This is a genomic window from Comamonas avium, assembly GCF_014836675.1.
GTDB lineage: Bacteria > Pseudomonadota > Gammaproteobacteria > Burkholderiales > Burkholderiaceae_C > Comamonas > Comamonas avium.
Genome location: NZ_JACSQK010000002.1, coordinates 292471 through 315621 on the forward strand (window position 1 = coordinate 292471; position 23151 = coordinate 315621).

At 59.6% G+C, this 23151-nt stretch carries 20 protein-coding genes and 1 riboswitch; of the genes, 10 read left to right on the forward strand and 10 right to left on the reverse strand.

The window, feature by feature from the left end; all coding sequences use genetic code 11:
- Nucleotide 1: 1 nt before the first annotated feature.
- Both H9646_RS03940 and H9646_RS03945 read right to left on the reverse strand, forming a co-directional pair.
- A complete protein-coding gene (locus tag H9646_RS03940; RefSeq protein ID WP_191722034.1) occupies nucleotides 2-1354 on the reverse strand; it encodes a hypothetical protein in 1353 nt (450 codons plus the stop codon).
- 112 nt (nucleotides 1355-1466) lie between these two features.
- On the reverse strand, nucleotides 1467-2372 hold the full coding sequence (locus tag H9646_RS03945; protein ID WP_191722035.1) for a LysR family transcriptional regulator: 906 nt from the start codon (nucleotides 2370-2372) through the stop codon (nucleotides 1467-1469).
- Nucleotides 2373-2447: 75 nt separating this feature from the next.
- Between H9646_RS03945 and H9646_RS03950 the strand changes: the two genes are divergently transcribed.
- Both H9646_RS03950 and metH read left to right on the forward strand, forming a co-directional pair.
- Entirely contained in the window at nucleotides 2448-2912 is a 465-nt protein-coding gene (locus tag H9646_RS03950; protein ID WP_191722036.1) for a PACE efflux transporter, read from the forward strand.
- Between the two features lie 145 nt (nucleotides 2913-3057).
- A riboswitch (S-adenosyl-L-homocysteine riboswitch) is annotated at nucleotides 3058-3167 on the forward strand.
- Nucleotides 3168-3204: 37 nt separating this feature from the next.
- Entirely contained in the window at nucleotides 3205-5949 is a 2745-nt protein-coding gene (gene metH, locus H9646_RS03955) for a methionine synthase (RefSeq protein WP_191722037.1), read from the forward strand.
- Between the two features lie 276 nt (nucleotides 5950-6225).
- Here metH and H9646_RS03960 read toward each other — a convergent pair whose 3' ends face one another.
- A complete protein-coding gene (locus tag H9646_RS03960) occupies nucleotides 6226-6609 on the reverse strand; it encodes a hypothetical protein (RefSeq protein ID WP_191722038.1) in 384 nt (127 codons plus the stop codon).
- Between the two features lie 157 nt (nucleotides 6610-6766).
- Nucleotides 6767-7270 (reverse strand): copper resistance protein NlpE N-terminal domain-containing protein, encoded by a 504-nt coding sequence (locus tag H9646_RS03965; protein ID WP_191722039.1) that lies wholly within the window; start codon nucleotides 7268-7270, stop codon nucleotides 6767-6769.
- Between the two features lie 132 nt (nucleotides 7271-7402).
- On the opposite strand from H9646_RS03965, the gene H9646_RS03970 reads away from it, so the two are divergent.
- Entirely contained in the window at nucleotides 7403-8464 is a 1062-nt protein-coding gene (locus H9646_RS03970; RefSeq protein ID WP_191722040.1) for an NAD(P)-dependent alcohol dehydrogenase, read from the forward strand.
- A 102-nt stretch (nucleotides 8465-8566) separates the two neighbouring features.
- On the opposite strand, the gene H9646_RS03975 is transcribed toward H9646_RS03970, so the two are convergent.
- A complete protein-coding gene (locus tag H9646_RS03975) occupies nucleotides 8567-10603 on the reverse strand; it encodes an acetate--CoA ligase family protein (RefSeq protein WP_191722041.1) in 2037 nt (678 codons plus the stop codon).
- Nucleotides 10604-11197: 594 nt separating this feature from the next.
- On the opposite strand from H9646_RS03975, the gene argE reads away from it, so the two are divergent.
- Nucleotides 11198-12358 (forward strand): acetylornithine deacetylase, encoded by a 1161-nt coding sequence (gene argE / locus H9646_RS03980; protein ID WP_191722042.1) that lies wholly within the window; start codon nucleotides 11198-11200, stop codon nucleotides 12356-12358.
- 85 nt (nucleotides 12359-12443) lie between these two features.
- Here the strand turns inward: argE and H9646_RS03985 are convergent, their stop codons facing one another.
- Nucleotides 12444-13421 carry a BMP family lipoprotein gene (locus H9646_RS03985; protein WP_191722043.1) on the reverse strand — a complete coding sequence of 326 codons (978 nt, stop codon included), beginning with the start codon at nucleotides 13419-13421 and terminating at the stop codon, nucleotides 12444-12446.
- A gap of 72 nt (nucleotides 13422-13493) precedes the next feature.
- On the reverse strand, nucleotides 13494-14480 hold the full coding sequence (locus tag H9646_RS03990; RefSeq protein ID WP_191722044.1) for a Bug family tripartite tricarboxylate transporter substrate binding protein: 987 nt from the start codon (nucleotides 14478-14480) through the stop codon (nucleotides 13494-13496).
- Nucleotides 14481-14950: 470 nt separating this feature from the next.
- Here H9646_RS03990 and H9646_RS03995 point away from each other — a divergent pair, with 470 nt between their 5' ends.
- On the forward strand, nucleotides 14951-15862 hold the full coding sequence (locus H9646_RS03995; RefSeq protein ID WP_191722045.1) for a YihY/virulence factor BrkB family protein: 912 nt from the start codon (nucleotides 14951-14953) through the stop codon (nucleotides 15860-15862).
- A 107-nt stretch (nucleotides 15863-15969) separates the two neighbouring features.
- On the opposite strand, the gene H9646_RS04000 is transcribed toward H9646_RS03995, so the two are convergent.
- Entirely contained in the window at nucleotides 15970-16302 is a 333-nt protein-coding gene (locus H9646_RS04000) for a YqcC family protein (RefSeq protein ID WP_191722046.1), read from the reverse strand.
- Between the two features lie 299 nt (nucleotides 16303-16601).
- Here H9646_RS04000 and H9646_RS04005 point away from each other — a divergent pair, with 299 nt between their 5' ends.
- The 5 genes from H9646_RS04005 to H9646_RS04025 all read left to right on the forward strand — a co-directional run bounded on the left by H9646_RS04005 (nucleotide 16602) and on the right by H9646_RS04025 (nucleotide 21179).
- Complete coding sequence (locus tag H9646_RS04005) at nucleotides 16602-17465, forward strand: branched-chain amino acid ABC transporter permease (protein WP_191722047.1); 864 nt, start codon at nucleotides 16602-16604, stop codon at nucleotides 17463-17465.
- A 1-nt stretch (nucleotide 17466) separates the two neighbouring features.
- Complete coding sequence (locus H9646_RS04010; RefSeq protein WP_191722048.1) at nucleotides 17467-18441, forward strand: branched-chain amino acid ABC transporter permease; 975 nt, start codon at nucleotides 17467-17469, stop codon at nucleotides 18439-18441.
- Nucleotides 18428-19192 (forward strand): ABC transporter ATP-binding protein, encoded by a 765-nt coding sequence (locus H9646_RS04015; protein WP_191722049.1) that lies wholly within the window; start codon nucleotides 18428-18430, stop codon nucleotides 19190-19192. The genes H9646_RS04010 and H9646_RS04015 overlap by 14 nt, the downstream gene beginning before the upstream one ends.
- On the forward strand, nucleotides 19179-19886 hold the full coding sequence (locus H9646_RS04020) for an ABC transporter ATP-binding protein (RefSeq protein ID WP_191722050.1): 708 nt from the start codon (nucleotides 19179-19181) through the stop codon (nucleotides 19884-19886). The genes H9646_RS04015 and H9646_RS04020 overlap by 14 nt, the downstream gene beginning before the upstream one ends.
- Before the next feature lie 126 nt (nucleotides 19887-20012).
- Nucleotides 20013-21179, forward strand: a complete 1167-nt coding sequence (locus H9646_RS04025) for an ABC transporter substrate-binding protein (protein ID WP_191722051.1) — start codon at nucleotides 20013-20015, stop codon at nucleotides 21177-21179.
- A gap of 185 nt (nucleotides 21180-21364) precedes the next feature.
- Here the strand turns inward: H9646_RS04025 and H9646_RS04030 are convergent, their stop codons facing one another.
- Both H9646_RS04030 and H9646_RS04035 read right to left on the reverse strand, forming a co-directional pair.
- Nucleotides 21365-22138, reverse strand: coding sequence for an SDR family oxidoreductase (locus H9646_RS04030; RefSeq protein WP_191722052.1), 774 nt, complete (start codon nucleotides 22136-22138; stop codon nucleotides 21365-21367).
- A gap of 115 nt (nucleotides 22139-22253) precedes the next feature.
- On the reverse strand, nucleotides 22254-23060 hold the full coding sequence (locus H9646_RS04035) for an IclR family transcriptional regulator (protein WP_191722053.1): 807 nt from the start codon (nucleotides 23058-23060) through the stop codon (nucleotides 22254-22256).
- Nucleotides 23061-23151 lie beyond the last annotated feature (91 nt).

Sequence of the window (23151 nt, forward strand, 5' to 3'; positions counted from 1 at the left end):
CTTAGAGCGTGCGCCGCTGCGCCCGGTCGATTGACCACAGGTAGTTCATCTCTGCACAAAAAGGCTGCGCGCAAATGGCCCGGCCTTGGTACTGACAGCCAGCGCGGTTGCAGAAGTTGGCCTGTTCATTGGCGTTGCGGGGCTGTTTTTTGTTGTGGCCTTCGGCCTCGGCCTGCGCCATCAGCAGCCACGGATCAGTGCTGCGCCCTTGAATCATGGCTTGCAGATCCTGCGGCAGCATGTGAGCGGGCATGTAAACCGAGGCCATCTGCGCGCTCTGTGCGGCCTGCGCCAGCGGTTGAAATTCCAGCTGCAAAATGGCACTGGTACGCATGGCTTGCGCCGCAACAGCCGCCGCAGAGCCGGGCAAGAGCTGCGGCTGCATCACCAGCCCCATGCTGCCGCTGCTCAACTGCTGCACACTGCCCGCAAAAGGCAGTGCCAGCAGGCCACCCAAGCTGAAACCACCGGGTGTGCCGGACAGCAGGCCGGGGATGGTGGACAAGCCTGCTGCTGCCGGGCTGGCACCAGCGGGCAGGGCGGTGCCCAGTGCTGCTTGTGCCTGTGCCCAGGCCACTGGTACGCGCAAGGTCAGGGTAAAGCTGCGTTCGCCATCGGCCGCTTGCACAGAGCCTTGCTGCACCAGCCAGTTCTGCAGCTGGGGCAGGCGAATGTCCGTTTTGTCCGTGGCAGCTGCCTGCGCGGCTTGGGCTGTTGTGGCAGCCAGGGCAGGGGACAAGTTACCCGCAGTGGCGGCTTGCCCGGCCAGTTGCAGCACAGCGTTGGTCAGTGCCGTAGGCCATGCCTGCAGGCTGACCAATTGCTGCGGCAGTGGCTGGCTGGCAGTGGCTTGCTGGAGCAAGGCCGTCACAAAAGCCTGTAGCTGTGGGCTGACACCAGCAGCTGGCCAGTTGGCCGGCAAGGTGGCACTGCCTGACTGGATGTGGTTAACCAAGTTGGCCACAAGCTGGTTGAAAGCGTCCATTTTGACGGCCTGCTGCGCCTGGGGCGACAGGTTCACACTGCTGGACAGTGCCGCCTGCGTGGCCGCCACAATCTGTGCCACCTGCGCCGCGCTGGCTATGCCGCTGGCAGGCGCTACTGGGGCGGTGGGCGCAGCGGGTGCTGCTGTATTGGCTGCTGGTGCTGAACTGGGCGCTGGTGTGCTGGCCTGCCCGCTGCTGGCAGTACTGGTGTTGCTGGGCGGCGCAGACGCATTCCCCTGTGTGGCTGCCTGGGCGCTGGCCGCAAAGTTGGGCCCGCCTGCACTGGCGTTGCCAGTCGCGCCTTCTGTGTGGCTGGGCGCTGCTGGCGGGATGGGCAGGGCAGACGTTGGAGGGATGGCGGAAGTCACGCGCTGACTGTAGTGCAAAACAGTGCGCAGGCCCAAGTGTGGGGGCAGTGCTTTTGATAGCTTCTAGCGCTTGCTGTACCGGCGCTAGAAGCCATTTCGGTTTGCAACTGCCTCAAGTCTTGGCAGGTGGCAATTGCAGCTGCTGCACAAACAACGCAGCCGCCAGCCCCAGAGGGCGCTCTTTGGACCATACCCAGTCGACAAACAGTCGTGTGCCGTTGCTCAGGTTGGACAGCGGAATCTGCACCAGCTCGCCGCTGTGAATGTGGGGCTCTACAAAACTGTGCGGCAGCCAGCCCCAGCACAGGCCTGCGGCAATCAGGGAGCGTGCTGCGCCGTGGCTGTCGGCACGCCACAGGTGGTGCGAGAACACAAAGCGTGTATCGGTCAGGGAGGGGTCGCGGCTGGCCACCAGAATTTGCCTGCTGGCGGCCAGTTGCGCCATGTCGATGTGTGCACCGCCTTGTGCCTGCAACTGTGTCCACAGCGGGTGGCGGGTAGACATCACTGCTACCAAGGTTTCGGCGCCTTGTTCCTGAAAGTCTTCGCGTGCATCGAAAGAGGGGCGCTCAAATACCAGCGCGAGCTGCGCACGGCCTGCATGCAGCAATTCCAGCGCGTCGGCCTGCGGGGCGACCAGCACCTCGACCACCAGCGCCGGGAACTGCTCCACCACAGGCTGCAAATGCTCGGCCCACGCGGTGGCCAGCAACTCGGGGGCAATTGCCAGCGTCAATCGTTTTTCCAGCCCGGCATGCAAGGCCAGGGCTTGCTGGTTGAGCTGCTGCAGTTGCTGGGCCAGCAGGCGGGCCTGCGGCTCCAGGGCCCGCGCAGCGGCAGTGGGTTGTGGCTCGCGCCCGGTGCGGTCAAACAGTTGCAGGCCCAGTTCGGCTTCCAGATGGCCCATGGCCATGCTTATCGCTGAAGGCACACGGCCCAGCTTGCGCGCAGCGGCAGAGAACGAGCCCGTATCGAGTACGGCCAGAAACAGCGGGACTTGCTCGGGTGGAAAGGACATGGCGCGCAACTTATCAGAAAAACTGAAAGAACCTAACTTTTATCATCCATTTTCTATACATAAACTGTCGGGCTTATGTCAGTTCATACACCCAAGGCTACAGGCCTGCAGGGCGCCAAGCGCCGCGTTGTTTTTGTTGGTCTTTACGAGCTCATTGCCATTCTTTGTGCCAGTCTGCTGTTCATGGCGATTGGTCAGGACGCCAGCGCTTCTGGCGGCATGGCGGTGGCTGCATCCACCATCGCCATTGCCTGGAACATCACGTTCAACTGGCTGTTTGAGAAATGGGAGCTGCGCCAAACCAAGAAGGGGCGTTCACTGCTGCGCCGCATTGCGCATGCCGTGGGTTTTGAAGGTGGTATTGCCGCCATGCTGATTCCGTTGATGGCCTGGTGGTTCAGCATTTCGTTGTGGGAAGCCACGGTCATGGAAGCCGGTCTGCTGGTTTTCTTCATGCTCTACACCTTTGTTTTCAACTGGAGTTTTGACCGTATCTTTGGTCTGCCCGCCTCGGCGCAGTTGTTGCCGCAGCACGCATAATTCATTTTTGATAGCTACTGGTGCTTATTAGGTAAGCGCTAAACGTCTATTTGGCCTGGACTTTCAAGCCAGCTCCGCTGCCGTGCACTGGCATAGCGCTTGCCGGGTGCACCAGCACGGCTGTACGCCGTAAAATCAGTGGTTTCGCCCCAAGGAGCGCTGCAGCAGCGCGTGTGCCACTTTGGTACCGCTGTCAGGCTTGGGCCGACGGCTGCCGTACGCGCAGCCGCTCGCATGCAACTGCGTTCACCTGTCTTCCGTTTGGTTTTGATTGTTCACACAGGTGAGTGCGATGACTGCTGCCGCTGCCCCCCATACGATTCCCCCCATGCGCCTGTCGGGCCTGGAGCCCGTCTTCATTGGTGAGGACACCCTGTTTGTCAACGTGGGTGAACGCACCAACGTCACAGGCTCCAAAGCCTTTGCCCGTCTGATTCTGAACGAACAGTACGAAGAAGCGCTGGCCGTGGCCCGCCAGCAGGTGGAAAACGGCGCGCAGATTATTGACGTGAACATGGACGAGGCCATGCTGGACAGCAAGGCCGCCATGGTGCGCTTCCTGAATCTGATTGCCTCGGAACCCGATATTGCGCGCGTGCCCATCATGGTGGACAGCTCTAAATGGGAGGTGATTGAGGCCGGTCTGCGCTGCATTCAGGGCAAGGGCATTGTCAATTCGATCTCGATGAAAGAGGGCGTTGACGAGTTCAAGAAACACGCAAAATTAGTCAAGCGCTACGGCGCTGCTGCCGTGGTGATGGCGTTTGACGAAAAAGGGCAGGCCGACACTTACGAGCGCAAGATCGAAATCTGCGAGCGTGCCTACCGCATCCTTGTGGATGAAGTCGGTTTTGCGCCTGAAGACATCATTTTTGACCCCAACATCTTTGCCGTGGCCACGGGCATTGAAGAGCACAGCAACTACGGCGTCGATTTCATCGAAGCCGTGCGCTGGATCAAACAGAATCTGCCCGGAGCCAAGGTCTCGGGCGGCGTGTCCAACGTGTCATTTTCGTTTCGGGGCAACGACCCCGTGCGCGAAGCGATCCACACCGTGTTTCTGTACCACGCCATTCAGGCGGGCATGGACATGGGCATTGTCAACGCCGGCATGGTGGGCGTGTACGACGACCTGGAAGCGAACCTGCGTGAGCGCGTGGAAGACGTGGTGCTCAACCGCCGCCCAGATGCTGCCGAGCGCCTGCTCGAGATTGCCGACAGCGCCAAGAGCGGTGCCAAGGACGAAAGCAAAAAGCTGGAGTGGCGCGGCACGCCCGAGCATCCCAAGACCTTTGGCGAGCGCCTGTCGCACGCGCTGGTACATGGCATTACCGACTTCATCACCCAGGACACCGAAGAGGCCTATCAGGCCTTGGTGGTGCAGGGCGGTGGCCGCCCGCTGCACGTGATTGAAGGCCCACTCATGGACGGGATGAACGTAGTGGGTGATCTGTTTGGTGCGGGCAAGATGTTCTTGCCCCAGGTAGTCAAATCCGCCCGCGTGATGAAGCAGGCGGTGGCGCACCTGGTGCCCTACATTGAAGAAGAAAAGCGCCAGCAGGAAGCAGCCGGTCTTGACGTGACCAGCAAGGGCAAGATCGTCATTGCTACCGTCAAGGGCGATGTGCACGACATTGGCAAGAACATTGTCACCGTGGTCTTGCAGTGCAATAACTTTGATGTCATCAACATGGGCGTCATGGTGCCTTGCCACGAAATCTTGGCACGCGCCAAGGCGGAGGGCGCTGACATCATTGGCCTGTCAGGCCTGATCACGCCCAGCCTGGAAGAGATGCAGTACGTTGCCGGTGAAATGCACAAGGATGACTACTTCCGCATCAAGAAGATTCCGTTGCTGATTGGTGGCGCGACATGCTCGCGGGTGCATACGGCTGTCAAGATTGCGCCCAACTACGAAGGCCCCGTGGTCTACGTGCCTGATGCCTCGCGCAGTGTGAGCGTGGCGCAAAGCCTGCTGGGCGAGGGCAAAGACAGCTACCTCAGCGAGCTCAATGCTGACTACGACAAAGTACGCACCCAGCACGCCAATAAAAAGAAGACACCGCTGTGGCCGCTGGACAAAGTGCGTGCCAACGCAGCGGTGGTTAAACACACACCTGTCACCCCCCGTGTGCTGGGCCGCCGTGTGTTCAAGAACTTTGACCTGGCCGAGTTGGCTGAATACATCGACTGGGGCCCCTTCTTTCAGACTTGGGATTTGGCGGGCCCCTACCCGGCAATACTTGACGACGAGATCGTGGGTGAGCAGGCGCGCAGCGTGCAAGCCGATGCCAAGCGCATGCTCAAGAAAATCATTGAAGGCCGCTGGCTGCAAGCCAATGGCGTGATGGGCATCTTCCCTGCCAACCGCGTGGGTGACGACATCGAGTTCTATACCGATGAATCACGCACCGAGGTGCTGATGACCTGGTACGGCATGCGCCAGCAAACCGAAAAACAGGCGGTAGACGGTGTGATGCGACCCAGCCGCTGTCTGTCTGATTTTGTGGCCAGCAAAGACAGCGGCATTGCGGACTACGCAGGCTTGTTTGCTGTGACCGCAGGTATTGGTGCAGACAAGAAAGACAAAGAATTTGAAGCCGCTCTGGACGACTACAGCGGCATCATGTTCAAGGCCCTGGCCGACCGCTTGGCCGAAGCCTTTGCCGAATGCCTGCATGCCCGTGTGCGTAAAGACCTGTGGGGTTACGCTGCGGATGAAGCACTGAGCAATGAGGCACTGATCAAAGAACAATACAAGGGCATTCGCCCTGCGCCCGGTTACCCGGCATGCCCAGACCATACGGCCAAGATTGATTTGTTCAAAGTGCTGCAAGCCGAAGAAATTGGCATGACGCTGACCGAGAGTCTGGCCATGAACCCGGCATCCAGTGTGAGCGGCTTTTACATTGGCAACCCTGAAGCGAGCTATTTCAATGTGGGTCAGATTGGTGAAGACCAACTGGCCGATATGGCCGAGCGCCGTGGCATGGACATCGAGGCGCTGCGCCGCTTCTTGGCACCCAATTTAGGGTGATCGACTTGACACCAAAAAAGGCCGCTGATGCGGCCTTTTTTGTGGCCAGCTGACAGGGTGGTCGTTCATGTGCATGCAAGGATGCTCAGTCTTGCTCATTGACCGCCGCAAGTGTTAGCTCTTTCACCGAGCGTGACACGCCAGGGTGACATTGCAGTGCATGGGTAATGCGCAGCACATGCCATGGAAAAGTATTTCCCGGCCACACCAGTACGCGGAGATCTGAGCACGAATGCATTGACTGCCAGTGCTGGATGCAATTAGCGCTGGTGGCGCTTAAATGTCGGGCCGGATGTCGATGTTGCCGTATTCATCGTGGCGGCCTGTCGTGCTCAAAATGCGGCGTGCCTGCTCGTCTTCCACAATAAACAGCACGGGGTTCTTGGGGTCCTGGCGGGCGGTGAGCTGTACCTGATAAACACGCTGGTCGCTGAGGATGACGCCGGTGGCAGAAGGTTGGTGCGGTGGAAAAATCAGACAGGAATTGCCCGTCAGCTGACCTTGTGCACATTGCGAGGTGCCATACAGCTTGGCGGGTTTGCCTCGGTAAGTGATATCCAGCCCTGGCGGGAACATGAGGGTTTCGGGCAGTGACGCTTCCTCAAAACAGCCGGCCAAAACAAGGGTAGCGGCCATGGCCGTCAATGGTGCAAATCGCATGAACTTCTTCTCTCGGCAAGCGCGGTGGCCAGTAGGCCTGCGCTGGTTGTCAACCCGGTGGAGCGCGCCTTGGCACGCAGAGAATTCGAAGTGTAGCAATTGTTACCAATTGAAATCCGGTAGCAGCTGAGTATTTGCTGCTACCTTGTCGCCGCCGCTAATTGGACGGCTGGCTGGTTTTGCGCAGGCGGTACATGCTGCTTTGGGGAAGGGCATTGCCGGTGCTGCGCTCTCGCAGCTCAATCCAGCCTTCGGAAACCCAGAATTTGTAAGCAGGTGCCTCTTGTGCAGAGGTGCTCAGGGTGATGAGGCTGCCATGGGGGGAGTCAAAGTAAAAGGCACCTTTGTAGGTTTGGTCGGGGGCTTTTTCAATGTCGCTGCCCAGCTTACGCTCGCGCACCACGGCGGTGTGGTCTTCACGCAATTGCACACTCATGGCAATTCCGGGGCAAGCGTTGCAAGGCAGGACGGCCTGGTAGGTGCCACTCCAGTCCAGCATGTTCTGGGGGGCATCACCTACGGGCTGCTGCATCAGCTGGTCAATGCGCGGCGGGGGGACATTTTCGGTTACGGGCTTGCTCGCGCATGCGGTCAGCCACAGCACTCCGAGTGACAGAAAAACTAGACCAAGGGCGTGGCGTGTAGGAAGGCGTTGCTGCATAAATATCGGATGGGCATTCGTGTTAAACCATTGATGCCCAATGCTAAAGAGAATGTGTAGCGTACCAATCACACAGAGCAGCGAATGCTTGTAGGTCACATCTCACAATTTTTGTTTGAAAGCTGTCCCACCATGTCTCAAGCCACGCGCGGTTACGCCGCACACTCTCCCACCAGTGCCCTGGGTTTGTTCCACTTTGTGCGCCGCGATCCGCGTGCCAACGATGTGGTGATCGACATCCTCTACAGCGGCGTGTGCCACTCTGATTTGCACACCGCGCGCAATGATTGGGGTGGCACGGTCTACCCCACCGTGCCGGGCCATGAAATTGTCGGGCGTGTGGTTGCTGTAGGCAGTGCAGTCACCCAGTTCAAAGTGGGCGATGCTGTGGGCGTCGGGTGCATGGTAGACAGCTGCCACAGTTGCGGGGCATGCGCCAAGGGGTGGGAGCAATACTGTGAAAACGGCATGACTGGCACCTACAACAGCACAGACCGTATCGACGGCAGCCCCACCCAAGGTGGGTATTCCGAGCGCATCGTGGTGCGTCAGGAGTTTGTGCTGAAGCTGCCTCAGAACATGGATTTAAAGGGAGCAGCGCCTTTGCTGTGTGCGGGTATCACGACCTGGTCACCACTGCGCCACTGGAATGTGGGCGCGGGCAGCAGCGTTGCGGTGGTGGGCCTGGGTGGCCTGGGACATATGGCCTTGAAACTGGCCAAGGCGCTCGGGGCGCATGTGACCTTGTTCAGCCGCTCTGCTGGAAAAGAAGAGGACGCCAAGCGTCTGGGCGCAGACCGTGTGGTGATCAGCACCGACAGGTCGCAAATGAAGGCAGTGAGCGGGCAATTTGATCTGATCATTGACACGGTGCCGTATGCCCATGACTTGAACGCCTACACCGCCACGCTGGCCACCGGCGGTACGCTGGTGCTGGTAGGTTTTCTGGGTCAGCAAGAACCGGCCATCAACACGGTCACTCTGGTGCTGGGGCGCAAAGCCATTGCTGGCTCTGTGATTGGCGGGATTGCCGAGACACAGGAGATGCTGAATTTTTGTGGCAAACATGGCATTACCGCCGATGTCGAGATGATTGCCATGCAGGACATCAACGAAGCCTATGAGCGCATGCTCAAGAGCGATGTGAAATATCGGTTTGTGATCGATATGGAAAGCTTGAAGGCGCAGGCCTGAAAAGAACTTTGCAAGCCAACGCCCACCTTCAAGCCACAAGGACTCTGAGGCAGGCGGAGGCTGTGCTGGTAGCGATCAAGAACTGAAAAGCGTTTTGCAGCTTCAATGTTTGGAGTCGCTGGCTTGCTGGGCAATCACTTCCAGCACGGCCAATGGCCAGTGCATGGCCCAGCCAGCTGCTGCGACGGCCAGCCATTCAGGCAAGCTCCAGTCACCAATGCTTTGTGGCATGGGCATATAGGCTTCCTCTGTGCCCTGTGCACACACCACCCGGCCATTGCGCAGGAAAGCCACGCAGCCATTCACGCGGCGGTGTGACTGCAGCAGCGGGTGCTGCTCATCTGCATTGACCCAGATGATTTTGCCCGGACACGTCAGCGCCAAGCTTTCCAGCTGTGCACTGCCGGTGCTTAAGACGGCGATGCCTCCGGGGCGCACTGTACGCAGCTGTGTGGCCAAAATGCGTTGCTGCATGCTGGCTTCCAGAGTCGATTCCTCAGGACAGATGATGGCCATATCGCACTGGGCGTAGGCCCAGCCAGCTTGCATGGCGGTGAGCATGTCTTGTGCAACCACCGCCGCAGTGACGGCGCGGTGCATCAGCACACGCTCGCCCGCAGAGGGTGACTGGCTGGAAGGCTGCAGCAGGCGCTGGCCTTGCAGATACATGGTGTCGCCGCTGGCCATGCCGACATGGTGGCCCTGAGCCTGCTGCCAGGCGGCCAGTGTCTGCCCGATGCGCAGGCCCGCCGCATTGCTGGCCAGGATGCCGGTCAGGGGAATGCGGCCATCTTCTGGCTGCGGGAACAGGTGGCTGCAAATGGCTTCACCCACAGCCCGGGCTTTGCCGTGCACGGGGTACAGATGCATGAGCAGGCTTGGGCCTGCATTCACTTCCACAATAGCGCCACCTTGCGCCAGCAGGGGCTGGCGAATGTCTTGCACCACCATGTCAATGCCTGCAATGTCCAGCCCGATGGTGCGGGCCGCCATGATGGCGTGGTGCGCAATATCAGGGTGCACTTCGTCGGTGCAATCCACGGTGAGGTTGCCGGTGCGCAGCAAGACCACTTCCTGGCCCGCAGCAGGAATGGATTGGTCATGCAGCTGCTGGCGTTGCAGTTCGACCTGAATTTTGGCGTTGCTGGACAGCTCAATGCGTTCCAGCGTCATATCGATCAGGCAGCGCGGGTGCTGATTGATCTGCACTTCGACCAGTTCGATGATGGTGGACAGGCCATCGCCCTCTACAGCCAGGGTTTGGCCGCGTGTGGCTGCAACCACCTGCTCGCCAACGACCAGCACACGGTGCTCATGGCCGCGGATGCAGCGTTCCACCAGCACCTGAGTGCCTTCGCGTTTGGCCAACTGCCAGGCGGTTTCGACGGAAGCCTGGTCCATCAGATCAAGGCTCACGCCGCGCGCACGGTTGCCGTCCAGCGGCTTGACCACCACGGGCACCCCCAGGCGTTGCGCCAGATGCCAGGCCTGTGCAGGCGAGCTGGCAATGTCACCTTGCGGGGTAGGAATGCCCGCATTGGACAGCAGGCGTTTGGTGAGGGCCTTGTCTGCAGCGATGTCTTGCGCGATGGCACCGGTCAAATCGCTCTCCGCAGTCCAGATGCGCTGTTGTGCGGCACCCATGCCCAGATGCACCAGATTGCCTTTGGGAAACATGCGATATGCGGGCAGGTTGCGCTGTATGGCGGCATTGGCAATGCAGGCCGTGCTGGGGCCCAGGCACTCCTCATCGACCACGTGGCGAATACGGCCCAGGGCACCCGTCCATTGCTGGGCACGCTCAATCGATGTCAGTGCCAGCAATTCCAGTGCCTGTTGCAGTACGCAGCGGCCTAAGGGCGCTTCGCTGGCCTCCAGCACCACTGTGCCACGGCCGTTAATGAGCGGCAGGCACTGGCAGACGCGATCAGGCAAGGCGACGGCTTGAAGCAGGGCGTGCAGCATTTCTTCCAGCTGCGGCCACTGACTGTCGTCCATGTCGAGCAACTGGGCCTCCAGCACGGGGTGGGGGCTCCACAGGTTATTGCCTGTCCAGTGGCGGGTGCGCAAAACATACGCTTGCTGGCAGGTAAAGGCTTTTTCAGCGGGATGAAAATCAGACGGTGTGAGGACGCGCATACGCGACCCTCCTTGGGTTCAGTGGTAATTGGATACACCCGTTGCCAGCAGCGACAACGCGCAAGCAGCCACGACGCAATGTACCGCCGCAGCGATGCATCAGCAGATGTAGAAAAAGTGAGTGGTTCAGAGGGGTGAGCGAAAGAAATCGCTGACCTGCAGGCTTAGGTGCGCAGCCGAAGCAGCGGCCCATCCACGCAGTTCAGCATGTGAATGTTTGTCATGAAGGACTTTCCAAACCGAGCCCACGTGCGCGGACTGCTGGCTTGTTATGTTGGGCCTGTAAAAGAATCGGAGCGATGCTGCTTGGAAGTGCTGCCTCAGTGCAAGGAGCCATTCCAGAAGGTTTTCTGCCATCACTCCATGGGCAGAAAACGGACGCCAGCTTATCAGGCTGTAAACGAGTGTGGAAGCCGTGGCAGGTGGAAAGTAATCCAGAGCAGTAGGGATATTCCCGGGAAGTGGAGGTTTTGCCCGGCGGCAGAAGCGGTCTGCGCTTGCAAAGCCGCTGTCGCAGCGAGGGCTGGTGACGGGCACGTACACTCATTGAACAGCTTGGCACTGTGCCGCCAAGCGCATTGCAAAGCATCGTTCATGTCTACACCCAATACCCGCAGCTGGCTGCAAACTCTGGTGGCCTTTGACACTACCAGTCGCAACTCCAACTTGAATTTGATTGAACACGTGCGCGATGCGTTGATGGCGCAGGGCGTGCACGTGCAGTTGTTCAAATCACCGGATGGAGCCAAATCTAACCTGTTTGCCACGTTGCCAGCCCAAGACGGCAGCACCCAAGGCGGCATTGTCTTGTCCGGCCACACGGATGTGGTGCCCGTGGATGGGCAGCAGTGGGACACGAACCCGTTTGCCTTGACCGAGCGCGAGGGCAAGTTGTATGGCCGTGGCACCTGCGACATGAAAGGCTTTATTGCTGCAGGACTCGCCCTGGTGCCAGAGTTCCTGGCCATGCCCCGCAGCAAGCCCTTGCACTTTGCGCTGTCGTATGACGAAGAGGTGGGCTGTGTCGGCGCCCCCATCATGCTGGCGCAGCTCAAGCTGCAAGGCCAGCACCTGGATGGCTGCATTGTGGGCGAGCCCACCAGCATGCAGCCCGTGGTGGCCCACAAAGGCATTAACGTGTGGCGTTGCAGGGTGCATGGCAAGGCGGCGCATTCCTCGCTGACACCGCGTGGCAGCAATGCCATTGAATATGCGGCCCGCCTGATTTGCCGCATCCGCGATCTGGCAGATGCATTCAAGGCAAATGGGCCGTATGACCGCTTTTTCGACGTGCCCTACACCACCATGACGACCAACCAGATCCGAGGCGGCATTGCAGTGAATACGCTGCCCGAGCTGTGCGAGTTTGCGTATGAGTTTCGCAACCTGCCGGGCATTGCGCCCGAGGGCATTCAGCAGCAGGTCGAGGCGTATGTGCAGCAAGAGTTGCTGCCTCGCATGCGCCAGGAATTTGCCGATGCACGGATTGAATTTGAATCGCTGGCCGGTGCGCCATCGTTTGATGCTGCGGAAGGCGAAGCCATCAGCGAACTGGTGCGTGCGCTGACGGGTGACCGTGCGCAGCGCAAAGTGGCGTATGCCACCGAGGCAGGTCTGTTTCAGCAAGCTGGGGTGCCTACGGTGGTTTGCGGGCCGGGGGCGATTTCCGAGGCCCACAAGGCCAATGAATATGTGGACATCGCGCAGCTGGAGCATTGCGAACACTTCTTGCGCAAGCTGGGGCAGTCTCTGTAAAGGCTGCAAAGGTTTCAGCAAAAAGCTGCCAGCGCTTATCAGGTAGGCGCTGGCAGCTTTGTTTGAACATCCTGCGGCTGCGGATTCAGGACGTGGGCGTGGGCGTGGGCGTGGCCTCGTCGTGTGTGGCATTCACCTCGGGCAGCGGGTGTTCTGGGCCATCGTAGGGCTGCAGCGTATCGATTTCCCCGCGCAAAATACGCGCTGCAAAACCATCGACCGCCGCTTTGGCGCTGGACGGCACACGCGGGCTGTAAACCAGTCGCACCAGCTCGGGGGACTCCAGACCAAAGGCCCGGTAACCGCCCAGCGGCAGGCTCGATTGTGCAAAGTCTTTGATGGCCGCATGAATGGCTGCGCCAGAGTCGCAGATGGCCGATGCGATGAACACTTGCGGGTCGCGCTCTACCCAGTCCAGAACGTTGCCAATTTGCTGAATGCCATGCTGGCGGCAGGCTGCCGTTACGCCGGGGCGGCCGCCATCGATCATGGCGAACAAGGTGTCGATCTGGGTCTGCTGTGCCATGTCGCTGACACACTGGCGTGCCCAGTCGGGGCGGTGCTGGTGGCCGCAAAACTGCGTCGCGAAATGACCGGCAAAGCCAGCGGCATGCAGGCCGTTGGCAAAGGCGGCACGGCCGCGCAATCCCGGGGGCACTTTCTCCCCGGAGAAATGGCCGACAGCACCCGTTTGCGTGGTGTGGGCTGCCAGCACCCCGGCCAGAAAAGCGGACTGCTCCTGCAAGACTTCATAGCGGGCCACGTTGGCTGCCTGATGGCTGCCCTGGGTGACCACAAACGCTTGGCCGGGATACTGCGCAGCCAGCAGTGCCACAGGGCCATCGCCCTGGCCCCCATGGGCCACGATCAGATCGTAGGTTTTGTCGCACAGGTGCAGCATGTCGTGGGCGCGCTCCTGCGCAGACAAGGGCGCAATCCAGTGCACATCGACATCGAAGCCTGCAGCGCGCGCCTGGCTGGCGCCACGCAGGCCTGATTCATTAAAGCTGCCTTGCCCCTTGGGGCCGAACAGCACCACAGCGGTGCGGAAAGAAGCAGTCATGCCAGTCTCTCAAAGGCATGCCGCGCAGGACGCGAGCGCCATGCGTGGCATGCAAGGGTTGGTCAGAAAAGATCAGATGACAGCGCCGGTGCGGCGTGCAATCGGCCCCCAGGTCTGAAACTGGGTTTGCACCATCTGGGTAAAGCGCTGCGCATCCAGGTTTTGCAAGGCAAAGCCTTGTTGCAGCAAAGCCTGGTGCACTTGCGGGTCGCTGCACGCTTGGCGCACAGCATCGGTGATGCGTGCGGAGATGGCGCCAGACAGCCCTGCGGGTGCAGAGATACCGACAAAATTATCTCCCGCCAGTTCCGGGTAGCCCAGCTCCGCAATAGACGGCACGTCAGGCGCAGAGGCAGTTCTTTGGGACGAGGTCACCGCCAGCACCTTGAGCCTGCCGCTTTGCGCCAGAGGAATGTTCTGGGGCAGCGCATCAATCGCCAGCAGGATTTGCCCGCTGATCAGGTCCGAGCGCATGGGGCCAGCCCCGCGGTACGGCACGTGCATCATGGGCAGACCCAGGGTTTGGGCAAATTGCTCGCCCACCAGGTGGCCCACAGATGCGGCACCACCACTGCCAAATGCTACGGGCTGCTTTTGCGCACGAATCCATTGCACCAGTTCGGCGAAAGTATTGGCCGGCACCGAGGGGTGCACCACAAACACGGTAGGCACCGCACCGATATAGCCCAGGTGCTGAAAACTATTGACGGGGTGGTAGGGCGCAGGGGTGATCAGGTGCGGCGCAATCGAGAGCGCTGCAGAGTTGGACACCAGCAGGGTATAGCCATCGGCTGCGCTGTGTGCAACCAAACTGGCACCGATGGAAGAGCCCGCGCCGGGTTTGTTTTCAATGACGATGGGTTGTCCCAGCACTTGGCCCAGCTTGGGTGCCAGCAGGCGCGCCACAATGTCGCTGGAGCCGCCCGGGGGAAATGTCACAACCAGCTTGATGGGCTTGGTGGGCCAGTTAGTTGTGGCCGCCCAGCTGGTGCCCGCTATGCAGGCCATGGTCGCGCCGATGGCCCCTAAAAATTGACGCCTTTTCCATGCAACCGACATTTCATCTCTCCACACGTTGAGGTCCGGCAGCTGGTGCAACATCTGTGCCATCGTCGCGGGCCTCTCTACAAAGAGAGGGATTGGAGCTGTTGCGGCTGGTGAAGTAAAAGAAGTTTTCCGCAGTTAGTTACTTGTTTTTCGCATATGCAAGATTGCGCCCGACCTGCGCACATGCATGTGCCAAGCGGGGCATCCCATAAGTCTTTGATGCAGATGGAATAAGCCCTTGCCGCTACGCCGCGTTCAAGCGTACCGAGTGGCGGACCTTGGGCGCTCCAAACCCGCTCTGTGCGCCAAAGCAGCGCTATTTCCCAGGCTCGTGAGGGTGGCAGCCGCTTCTTTAAAACCAGAGCGGCCCTGAATGAGCAGCGTGGCACCACAGGTCGCAAATGCGCGAGAAGCGCAGGTGACTTCTCAGCGATCGGCATGGGCTGACAGCGTGCACGCCGCAGTTGGCGACACAATCGGGGATGGCTACAAGCTCTTCTTCCTGGCTGCAGCGCAGCAAGTCCCTGCTTCAACCTGTTCAGCCGCTGATTGATGCGGTGCAGTTGTGGCTGCAGGCCGATGGCATGCGAATGAGCGCAGCCATGACGTTTTATGGCCTGCTCAGCCTGTCCCCTCTGGTGCTGCTGATCGTGGGCTTGCTGGGCTGGTGGATGGACCGCAGCGTGGTGGAAAACACGGTACTTGATCAAGTGCGTGATGTGATGGGTGAGCGCGGTGCCAGCGTGGTGCAAGCTGCCATGACCAGTGCACAGGCCCCTGCACAGGGACGGCTGGCTTCGCTCATCGCCTTTGTACTGCTGTTGTCTGGGGCGACCGGGGTGTTTGTTGAGTTGCAAAACGCGCTCGACAAGCTGTGGCAACTGGGCAGTACAGAGCCTGCACCGCCACAGAAGGTCTGGTGGAAACTGGCCACCTTGCGCTTGCGCGGGCTGGCTTATGTGCTGGTGGTGGGTTTTTTGATGCTGGTGGCCATGCTGTTGTCTACGGCCATTCAGATGTTCACGCAGCTGGCAGGCACATGGCTGGATATGGAGCCACCGGGAGCCTTGATCAGTCTGGTCAATGAAGGCGTTTCATTTGTGGTGATCACGCTGCTGTTTGTCGGGCTGATGCGCATTGGTTCGGGGCGCAAACCCCGACTGCGGCATCTGGTGCTGGGTGCCATGGTGGGCGCAATCTTGTTCACCATCAGCAAGCAGGCGCTGGCGTGGTACCTGTCCACGGCGGCGGTGGTTTCTGCCTACGGCGCAGCAGGTTCGCTGGTGGTGGTGCTGATGTGGATTTATGTCACCTCAGCCATCTTGCTGCTGGCCGCCAGCTGTGCCAAGGCCTTGGACCTGCAGTCCCGGCGAAACGCGGCAGAGCAGTCTTAATCAGGCTTAGCAGGACACAAAACTCATGCGGCCAGTGCCCGCGCTTGGTGGCTGGGCTGCAAGCGAATGCGCGCGCTCCCGGTAGGGGCGGCGCGCTCGCGGCAAGATCAATCTTTGCTCAGCGTGGCATCAATGTCGGCCAGCAGTTTCAAGGCCTGGGCATGGGTGCCGCTGGGCAGCCGGTTGGTCCACTCGTGTTCGGCTAGAGGGTGCACGCTGCAGTTGCCGGGCAGGCTTGCGTCAGCATCCAGCAAGGCATGCAGGCGCGGCACAAAGACCCATTGCAGCCATTCTTCAATGCGCAAGGTGTCGTACATGAAGGGCATGGTGGACGCCATGGCCTCTTGGGAGGGGGGCTGTGCGCTCCACAACGAAGCCGCGCGCAGTTCGACTTCCAGTTGTTGCAGCTGTTGGCGCAAGGTGGTGGGTGTATCGCTCATAGGCCATGATTTTGCGCTTTCCCTCAAGTCCTGACACGCCACCGTCATTACCCTCATAAGGTTTTCCCGCAGCGCGCGTCAACTGCGTTACTCACCGCTTATCAAATCTCTCGGGGTTTGCCCGACAAGTTCCGCACAGCGGAATTTTCCGCTGGTTATTTGCAAATTGTCGCCCTACGCTGAACTTACAGCCGGTGGAAACACGGGTCTGCCAAAACAGACAAGGAGACAGGGATGCATGACAACACCAAGGTGCTCACCGCAGTAATGCAGTGCGGCCAATGCAGCGGGAGAGTGTGATGGACGCTTTTTTGCAGCAAGTGCTCAATGGCCTGACATTGGGCGGAATCTATGGGCTGGTGGCGCTGGGCCTGACGCTGGTGTACGGCATCTTGCATGTGCCTAACTTTGCGCACGGCGGTTTTTACATGATCGGTGCGTTTGTTGCTTTACACGCCATGGTCGCGTGGAGCTGGGGCTACTGGGCAGCCATGCTGATGGCCGCGGTGACGGTGGCCGTGCTCGGTATCTTGAGCGAGCGGCTGGTATTTAACCCGCTGCGCAACGCTTCGCCCCTGCACCCCAAGATTGCTTCCATTGGTCTGCTGCTGTTTTTGGAAGCCGGCGCGCAAGTGCTGTGGGGTGCTGACTTTCAGCGCATGCCAACGCCTTACACCAGTATCGTCTCCATGGGGGAGCTGACCGTGCCTGCGCAGCGTCTGCTGATCATTGGTGCAGCCTTTGCGCTGATGGTGGCATTGCATCTGTTTCTGACGCGGACGGTCATCGGTTCCACCATTGTTGCCATGGCGCAAAACCGCGAGGGTGCATCGCTGGTGGGGATTGATGCCAACCGTGTTGCCATGATGACGTTTGCCATCTCTGGCGTACTGGCGGCCTTGGCTGCAACGCTGTATGCCCCCATCAACTTGGTGTATCCGGCGATGGGTCATCTGGTGATCACCAAGGCCTTCGTGATCATTATTTTGGGTGGCATGGGCAGCATTCCTGGCGCGGTGCTGGGTGGGCTGATCATTGGTTTTGCCGAGAGCTTCGGTGCCTACTACATCTCCACCGACTACAAGGACATCATTGCTTTTGTTCTGCTGGTGGTCATTTTGTCGATGCGCCCACAGGGCCTGTTTGCAAAGAAGGGGCGCTGAGATGAAAGGCTTTATCGATAGCAAATGGGCCTGGGGGCTGTTGCTGGCCGCCAGCTTGGCTTTCCCGTGGCTTGCGGGCAATGACTACCACCTCACCGTGATGAGCACGGCCTATATTTTTGCCATTGCCACACTGGGCTTGAATCTGATTACGGGCTACACCGGCCAGCTGAATCTGGCGCACGCTGGCTTCATGGCGGTCGGTGCCTACACCGTAGGCATCTTGACGGTGGACCACGGCTGGACCTTCTGGGCTTCGCTGCTGATGTCGGGGGTCATCTGCGTAGTGCTGGGCTACTTCATTGGTCTGGTGTCACTGCGCTTGAAGGGGCACTACTTCTCCATCTTCACGCTGTGCGTGGGCTACATCATGTTTCTCGTGATCGAAAAGTGGGACGGCCTGACCCACGGCACGGTGGGCATCATGGGCATTCCGGAGCCGGAGGCCATTGGTGGACTGACATTCGACACACCTTTGCGCCTGTATTACCTGGTGCTCTTCATATTGGTGGTGCTGGTGTGGGTGATGCGGCGCATCGTCAAATCGCTGCTGGGACGCACATTCATTGCGATCCGCAACAGTGACGAGCTGGCCGAAGCGCTGGGCATCAACCTCATGCGCAACAAAATGCTGGCCTTCATGCTGAGCGTGTTCTACGCAGGCATTTCCGGCGGTTTGTATGCGGGTTTTGTGCGCTTTATCGGGCCGGACATGGCCGGTGTGCACCACACCTTTGACATGATGATTTTTGCCATGGTGGGTGGCCTTGGAACCGTGCTGGGCCCGTTGCTGGGAGCCATTGGCATGCCGTGGCTGACGCAGTCGCTGCAGTTCCTGCAGGAGTACCGTTTTATTGTGTTTGGCCCCATTTTGGTGGCGCTGGTCATCTTTCTGCCCTACGGCATTGTGGGTAGTTTTCTGGCGTGGCGTGCGCGTCGCGATGCAAAGGAGGGCAAGCCCCATGCTCAAGATTGAAAAACTCACCAAGAAGTTTGGCGGGCTGGCAGCGGTCAACGACGTCAGCACCGTGATTGAGGCTGGCAAGATCAACGCCATCATCGGGCCCAACGGTGCAGGCAAGACGACGTTCTTCAACCTGATCAGCTCCATGCACAAGCCCACCAGCGGCACCATCACCTTCAACGGGCAGGACGTGACGTCACTGCGCCCCGATCAGGTGGCCAAGCTGGGCGTGGCACGCACCTTTCAGACCACCTCGCTGTTTGATAAAGCGTCGGTGCTGGACAACCTTATTGTCGGTCACCGTTTGCGCACGCAATCCGGTCTGTGGGACGTGCTGCGCGGCTCCAGCCGGCTGCGCGAAGAAGAGCGTGTCTGCCGCGAAAAAGCGCGTGGGGCACTGGATTTTGTGGGCCTGTCCCACATTGCCCACCGCTTGGCGGGCGACATCACACAAGAAGAGCGCAAGCGCGTGGCCTTTGCGCTGGCGCTGGCCACCGACCCCAAGCTGCTGCTGCTGGATGAACCCGCCGGGGGCGTGAATCCAGAAGAAACCGAGGGCCTGGCGGAGCTGATCCGCAAGTTTGTTCAACACGGCATGACGGTGGCGCTGATTGAGCACAAGATGAACATGATCATGAGTCTGGCCGACAAAATTTTGGTGCTCAGTTACGGTGAAAAAATTGCCGAAGGCACACCCGCACAAATCCGCCGCAACCCTGCGGTGATTGATGCGTATCTGGGGAGCGAGCATGCTGAAATTTGACAACGTCTCGCTGAAGTACGGCAGCTTTTTAGCGCTCGACAAGGTGTGCCTGCATGCAGACAAAGGCGAGCTGGTGGTACTGCTGGGTGCCAACGGCGCAGGCAAGAGTTCGCTGTTTTTGACAGCCAGTGGCATCCACAAAGCTGCGGGCGGCTCCATCACCTGGGGAGCACAGGAACTGGTGGGCAGCAAGCCCTCCACCATTGTTGAAGCGGGTGTGGTGCAGTGCCCCGAGGGGCGCAAGCTGTTTGCACACATGAGTGTGCAAAAGAACCTGGAGCTCGGAGCCTACGTGCACCGTGGAGATACAGGCCCCAGCAAGCGCATTCTGGAAGAGGTGTACGCGCTCTTTCCCATCTTGCGTGAAAAGAAAGATGACGCTGCCGGCTCTCTGTCGGGTGGCCAGCAGCAGATGGTGGCGATTGGCCGCGCCATGATGGGCCGGCCCAAAGTGCTGCTGCTCGATGAGCCGTCGCTGGGCCTGGCCCCGCTGGTGATCAAGCAGATGTTTGAGGTGATCCAGCGCATCAACCAAAGTGGCACCACGGTGCTGCTGGCAGAGCAAAACGCCTTTGCAGCTTTGAAGATTGCACACCGTGCCTACGTGATGGAAAGCGGGCGCATTGTGCGTGAAGGCAAGCCCGAACAATTGCTGGCCGATGACTCGATTCGCAAGGCATACATCGGTGCTTAACGCAGGCATCTTTCGTGGCAGTGAGCGCCTTCCATCACGGCAGCTGTATCACCGCTGCGGGGCCTTTGGAGTACCGGTTTTTCTGATTTAGGCAACGCAATACCACCCATATAAAAGGAGACAACCATGCGTGCAATTTCTCGATTGAATCGTCGCCAGCTGGGCACTTTGGCACTGGCTTGTGCCGCCGTGTTTGCAGGTCCGGCCATGGCGCAGGACGTGATCAAAATTGGCTACTCTGGCCCGCTGTCCGGCGGTGCTGCGCAGTACGGGAAAAATGCCCTGGACGGCATGCTGCTTGCGGCCGATGAGCTGAACGCAGCCAACCTGGAAGTGGGTGGCAAGAAGGTGAAGTTCGAGATCGTTGCGCTGGACGATAAATACAACCCTTCCGAGACAGCCATCAACGCGCAGCGTCTGGTGCAGCAGCACAAGACGGCGGCAATCTTGGTGCCGCACTCGGGCGGTATTTTTGCCGCGCAGACGACCAATGAGCGCAATAACTTCATCGTGCTGGCCTACAGCTCGGTGCCCCAAATCACCAACCGCGGCAACAAGCTGACGCTGCGTATTCCGCCTGAATTCACCACCTACATCGAGCCGTTTTCCAAATACCTGATGGAGCAATACGGCAAGAAGGTGGCGCTGGTGGGCGCAGACCATGACTACGCCAAGGCGTGGGCTGCGGCATTCAAGCCGGGCTGGGAAAAGCTGGGGGGCACGGTGGTGGCCGAAAACCCGATGAGCTACAACCGCGCCACCGATTTTTATAGCGGTGTGAGCAAGGCGCTGGCCGCCAAGCCCGATGTGCTGTTTGTAGGCGGTGCGTCCGAGCCCACCGCGCTGGTGGTCAAGCAAGCGCGTGAACTGGGTTTCAAGGGCGGCTTTATGGTGATGGACCAGGCCAAGCTCGATGAGATGGCGCGTGTGGTGGGCGGCACGGGCATTTTGGAAGGTGCGATTGGCGTGTTGCCCGTCTCGGCCGATCCATCACCGGTGAACAAGGCCTTCATTGAGCGTTTTGGCAAAAAGTTCAATGCGCGTGTGCCGGGCTCTGAAGCGCTGTGGAACTACAGCGCAGTACATGCCACGGCCAAGGCCATGCAGCTGGCTGGCTCGGCCAGCGATGCCACAGCCATTCATGCCAAATTGGACGCTGCGTACAAAGGGCTGTCTGCCGAAGTTAACCCGGGTGGTGTGCTGGGCGTCGATGCGGCGGGCGGCACGCTGACCAGGGAGCGTGGTGGCGCTGTGAAAGACGGCAAGATCACGGTGGTCAATACCGCCAAGTAATCTCTAACCCGACCAGTCGGTATATGTGAAAAGCGCAGCTACGGGCTGCGCTTTTTTTATTTGACTTTATCTACTGGTGCGTAGAAAAAATGAGCTGCTAACGCAATGAAATCAAGCACTTCAGATAGTTTTGTATTTGAAGTGCTTGATGGGAAAGCGCTGACAGCTCTTATTTTTGGTGATTCTTAAATCAGACTGGAGCCACCATCGAGCACCAGCGCCTGACCTGTCATGTGGCGTGAAGCGTCAGACGCCAGATAAACCACCGCACCTTTCAGATCTTCTTCGCCACCAATGCGGCGCAGCGGAGCACGTGCGATGAGCTGGTCACCCAGCTTGTCGATCAGGCCGCTTGCCAGCTTGCTGGGGAAAAAGCCCGGGCAAATGGAATTGACGCGGATGCCGTACGGACCCCATTCCGATGCCAGCGTGCGCGCCAGATGCACGGCGGCGGCTTTGGAGGTGTTGTAGGCCACGGTGTTCATGCCCGGTGGTGTGCCTTTGAACGCCGCCACCGAGGCGGTGATGATGATGTTGCCCTGGCCCCTGGGAATCATCACGCGGCGTGCCACTTCGCGTGACAAGAAGAAAGGCGCTGAGACGTTGAGGTTCATCACCTTGTTCCACGCCTCGTCCGGGTAATCCTCGGCCTTGGCACCCCAGGTCGCCCCTGCGTTGTTGACCAGAATGTCGATGGTGCCCAGCTGGGCCAGTACATCGTCGATCAAGCCTGGAATCGCGTCGAACTTTTGCAGATCATTGGCGAAGGTGAACACTTCGATACCCAGACCTTCCAGGTGTGCCTTGGCTTGCGCCAGTTCGTCGGCCTTGCGGGCGGTGATTGCCAGTCTGGCGCCCATCTCGCCCAGAGCTTCGGCCATTTGCAGGCCCAGACCGCGTGATCCTCCGGTGATCAGGGCTGTTTTTCCAGACAGATCGAACAGTTGTTTGACGCTCATGCTTGTGTCTCCTTGAAGGTGGAAAAGTCGATCCGCTGGGCGGAACGCTCTAGGGAACATCCTAGGATTTGGGCGGCAAAAAAGCTGTCTTCTTGGCTACTGGAAACGTGCGGGATTACGCTCGGTAAATGGCCTGCTGCAAGCGGCGCACCATGCGCTCCAGCTCGGGTTTGGCACGGTGCAGCAGCATGTCTGAAGAAATCAGGCGCGAGGGTCCACCGCAGCTGATGGCCATCAGCGGCAGCCCTCTGCCAGGTGAGAATGCCAGCGCAATCGCATTGACGTGCGGCAGCCAGTCGCCAAACGAAGTGGTCAGCCACGGGTGCGGGCTGTCCTGGTGCTGCGGCCACTGGTGCTGCTGCTGCTCGACGGCGGCCCACTGGTCTGGGGCATGGGCTTGCAGGTAGGCCAGAGCTTGCTGGCGCTCACCCAGTGGGCAGGCCGCCAGCCAGGCGCGGCCAATAGCGGTGGTGCCCAGAGGCAGTCGTGTACCAATGTCCAAATCTGAATCCATGGGCAGCGGGCTGGGGCTGTGCTCGATGTAGAGCATGTTGTGCCGGTCCCGTGTGGCCAGGGCCACCTCTGTCTGTGTCAGATCGCTGAGCTTGTGCATCAACGGCCGTGCCAGCTTGCGCACATCCATCCCCGACAGCATGGCGCTGCCCAGCGCCAGAGTGGATGTGCCCAGGCGGTATTTGCTTTCATCGGGCACATGGATCAAATAGCCCAGCAACGTCAGCGTGTGTGTCAGGCGCGAGACCGTAGATTTGGGCAGGCCACAGCGTTTGGCAATGTCTTGGTTGCCCAGCAGTTTTTCACCGGAGCGAAAACAAGAAAGCACATCCAGCCCCCGCGCCAGGGCGGTGACATAGTTGCGGTCGGACTGGTCTTGGGCAGCAGCAGGGGCGAGAGAAACAGGCATGCTGCGCATTATGGAAACAGCGCACTTGTCGCGCTACAGGGCTTTTGCTGACAAAAGCGGCCCTCATGCCTGCCCACGTGCCTTGAGAGGA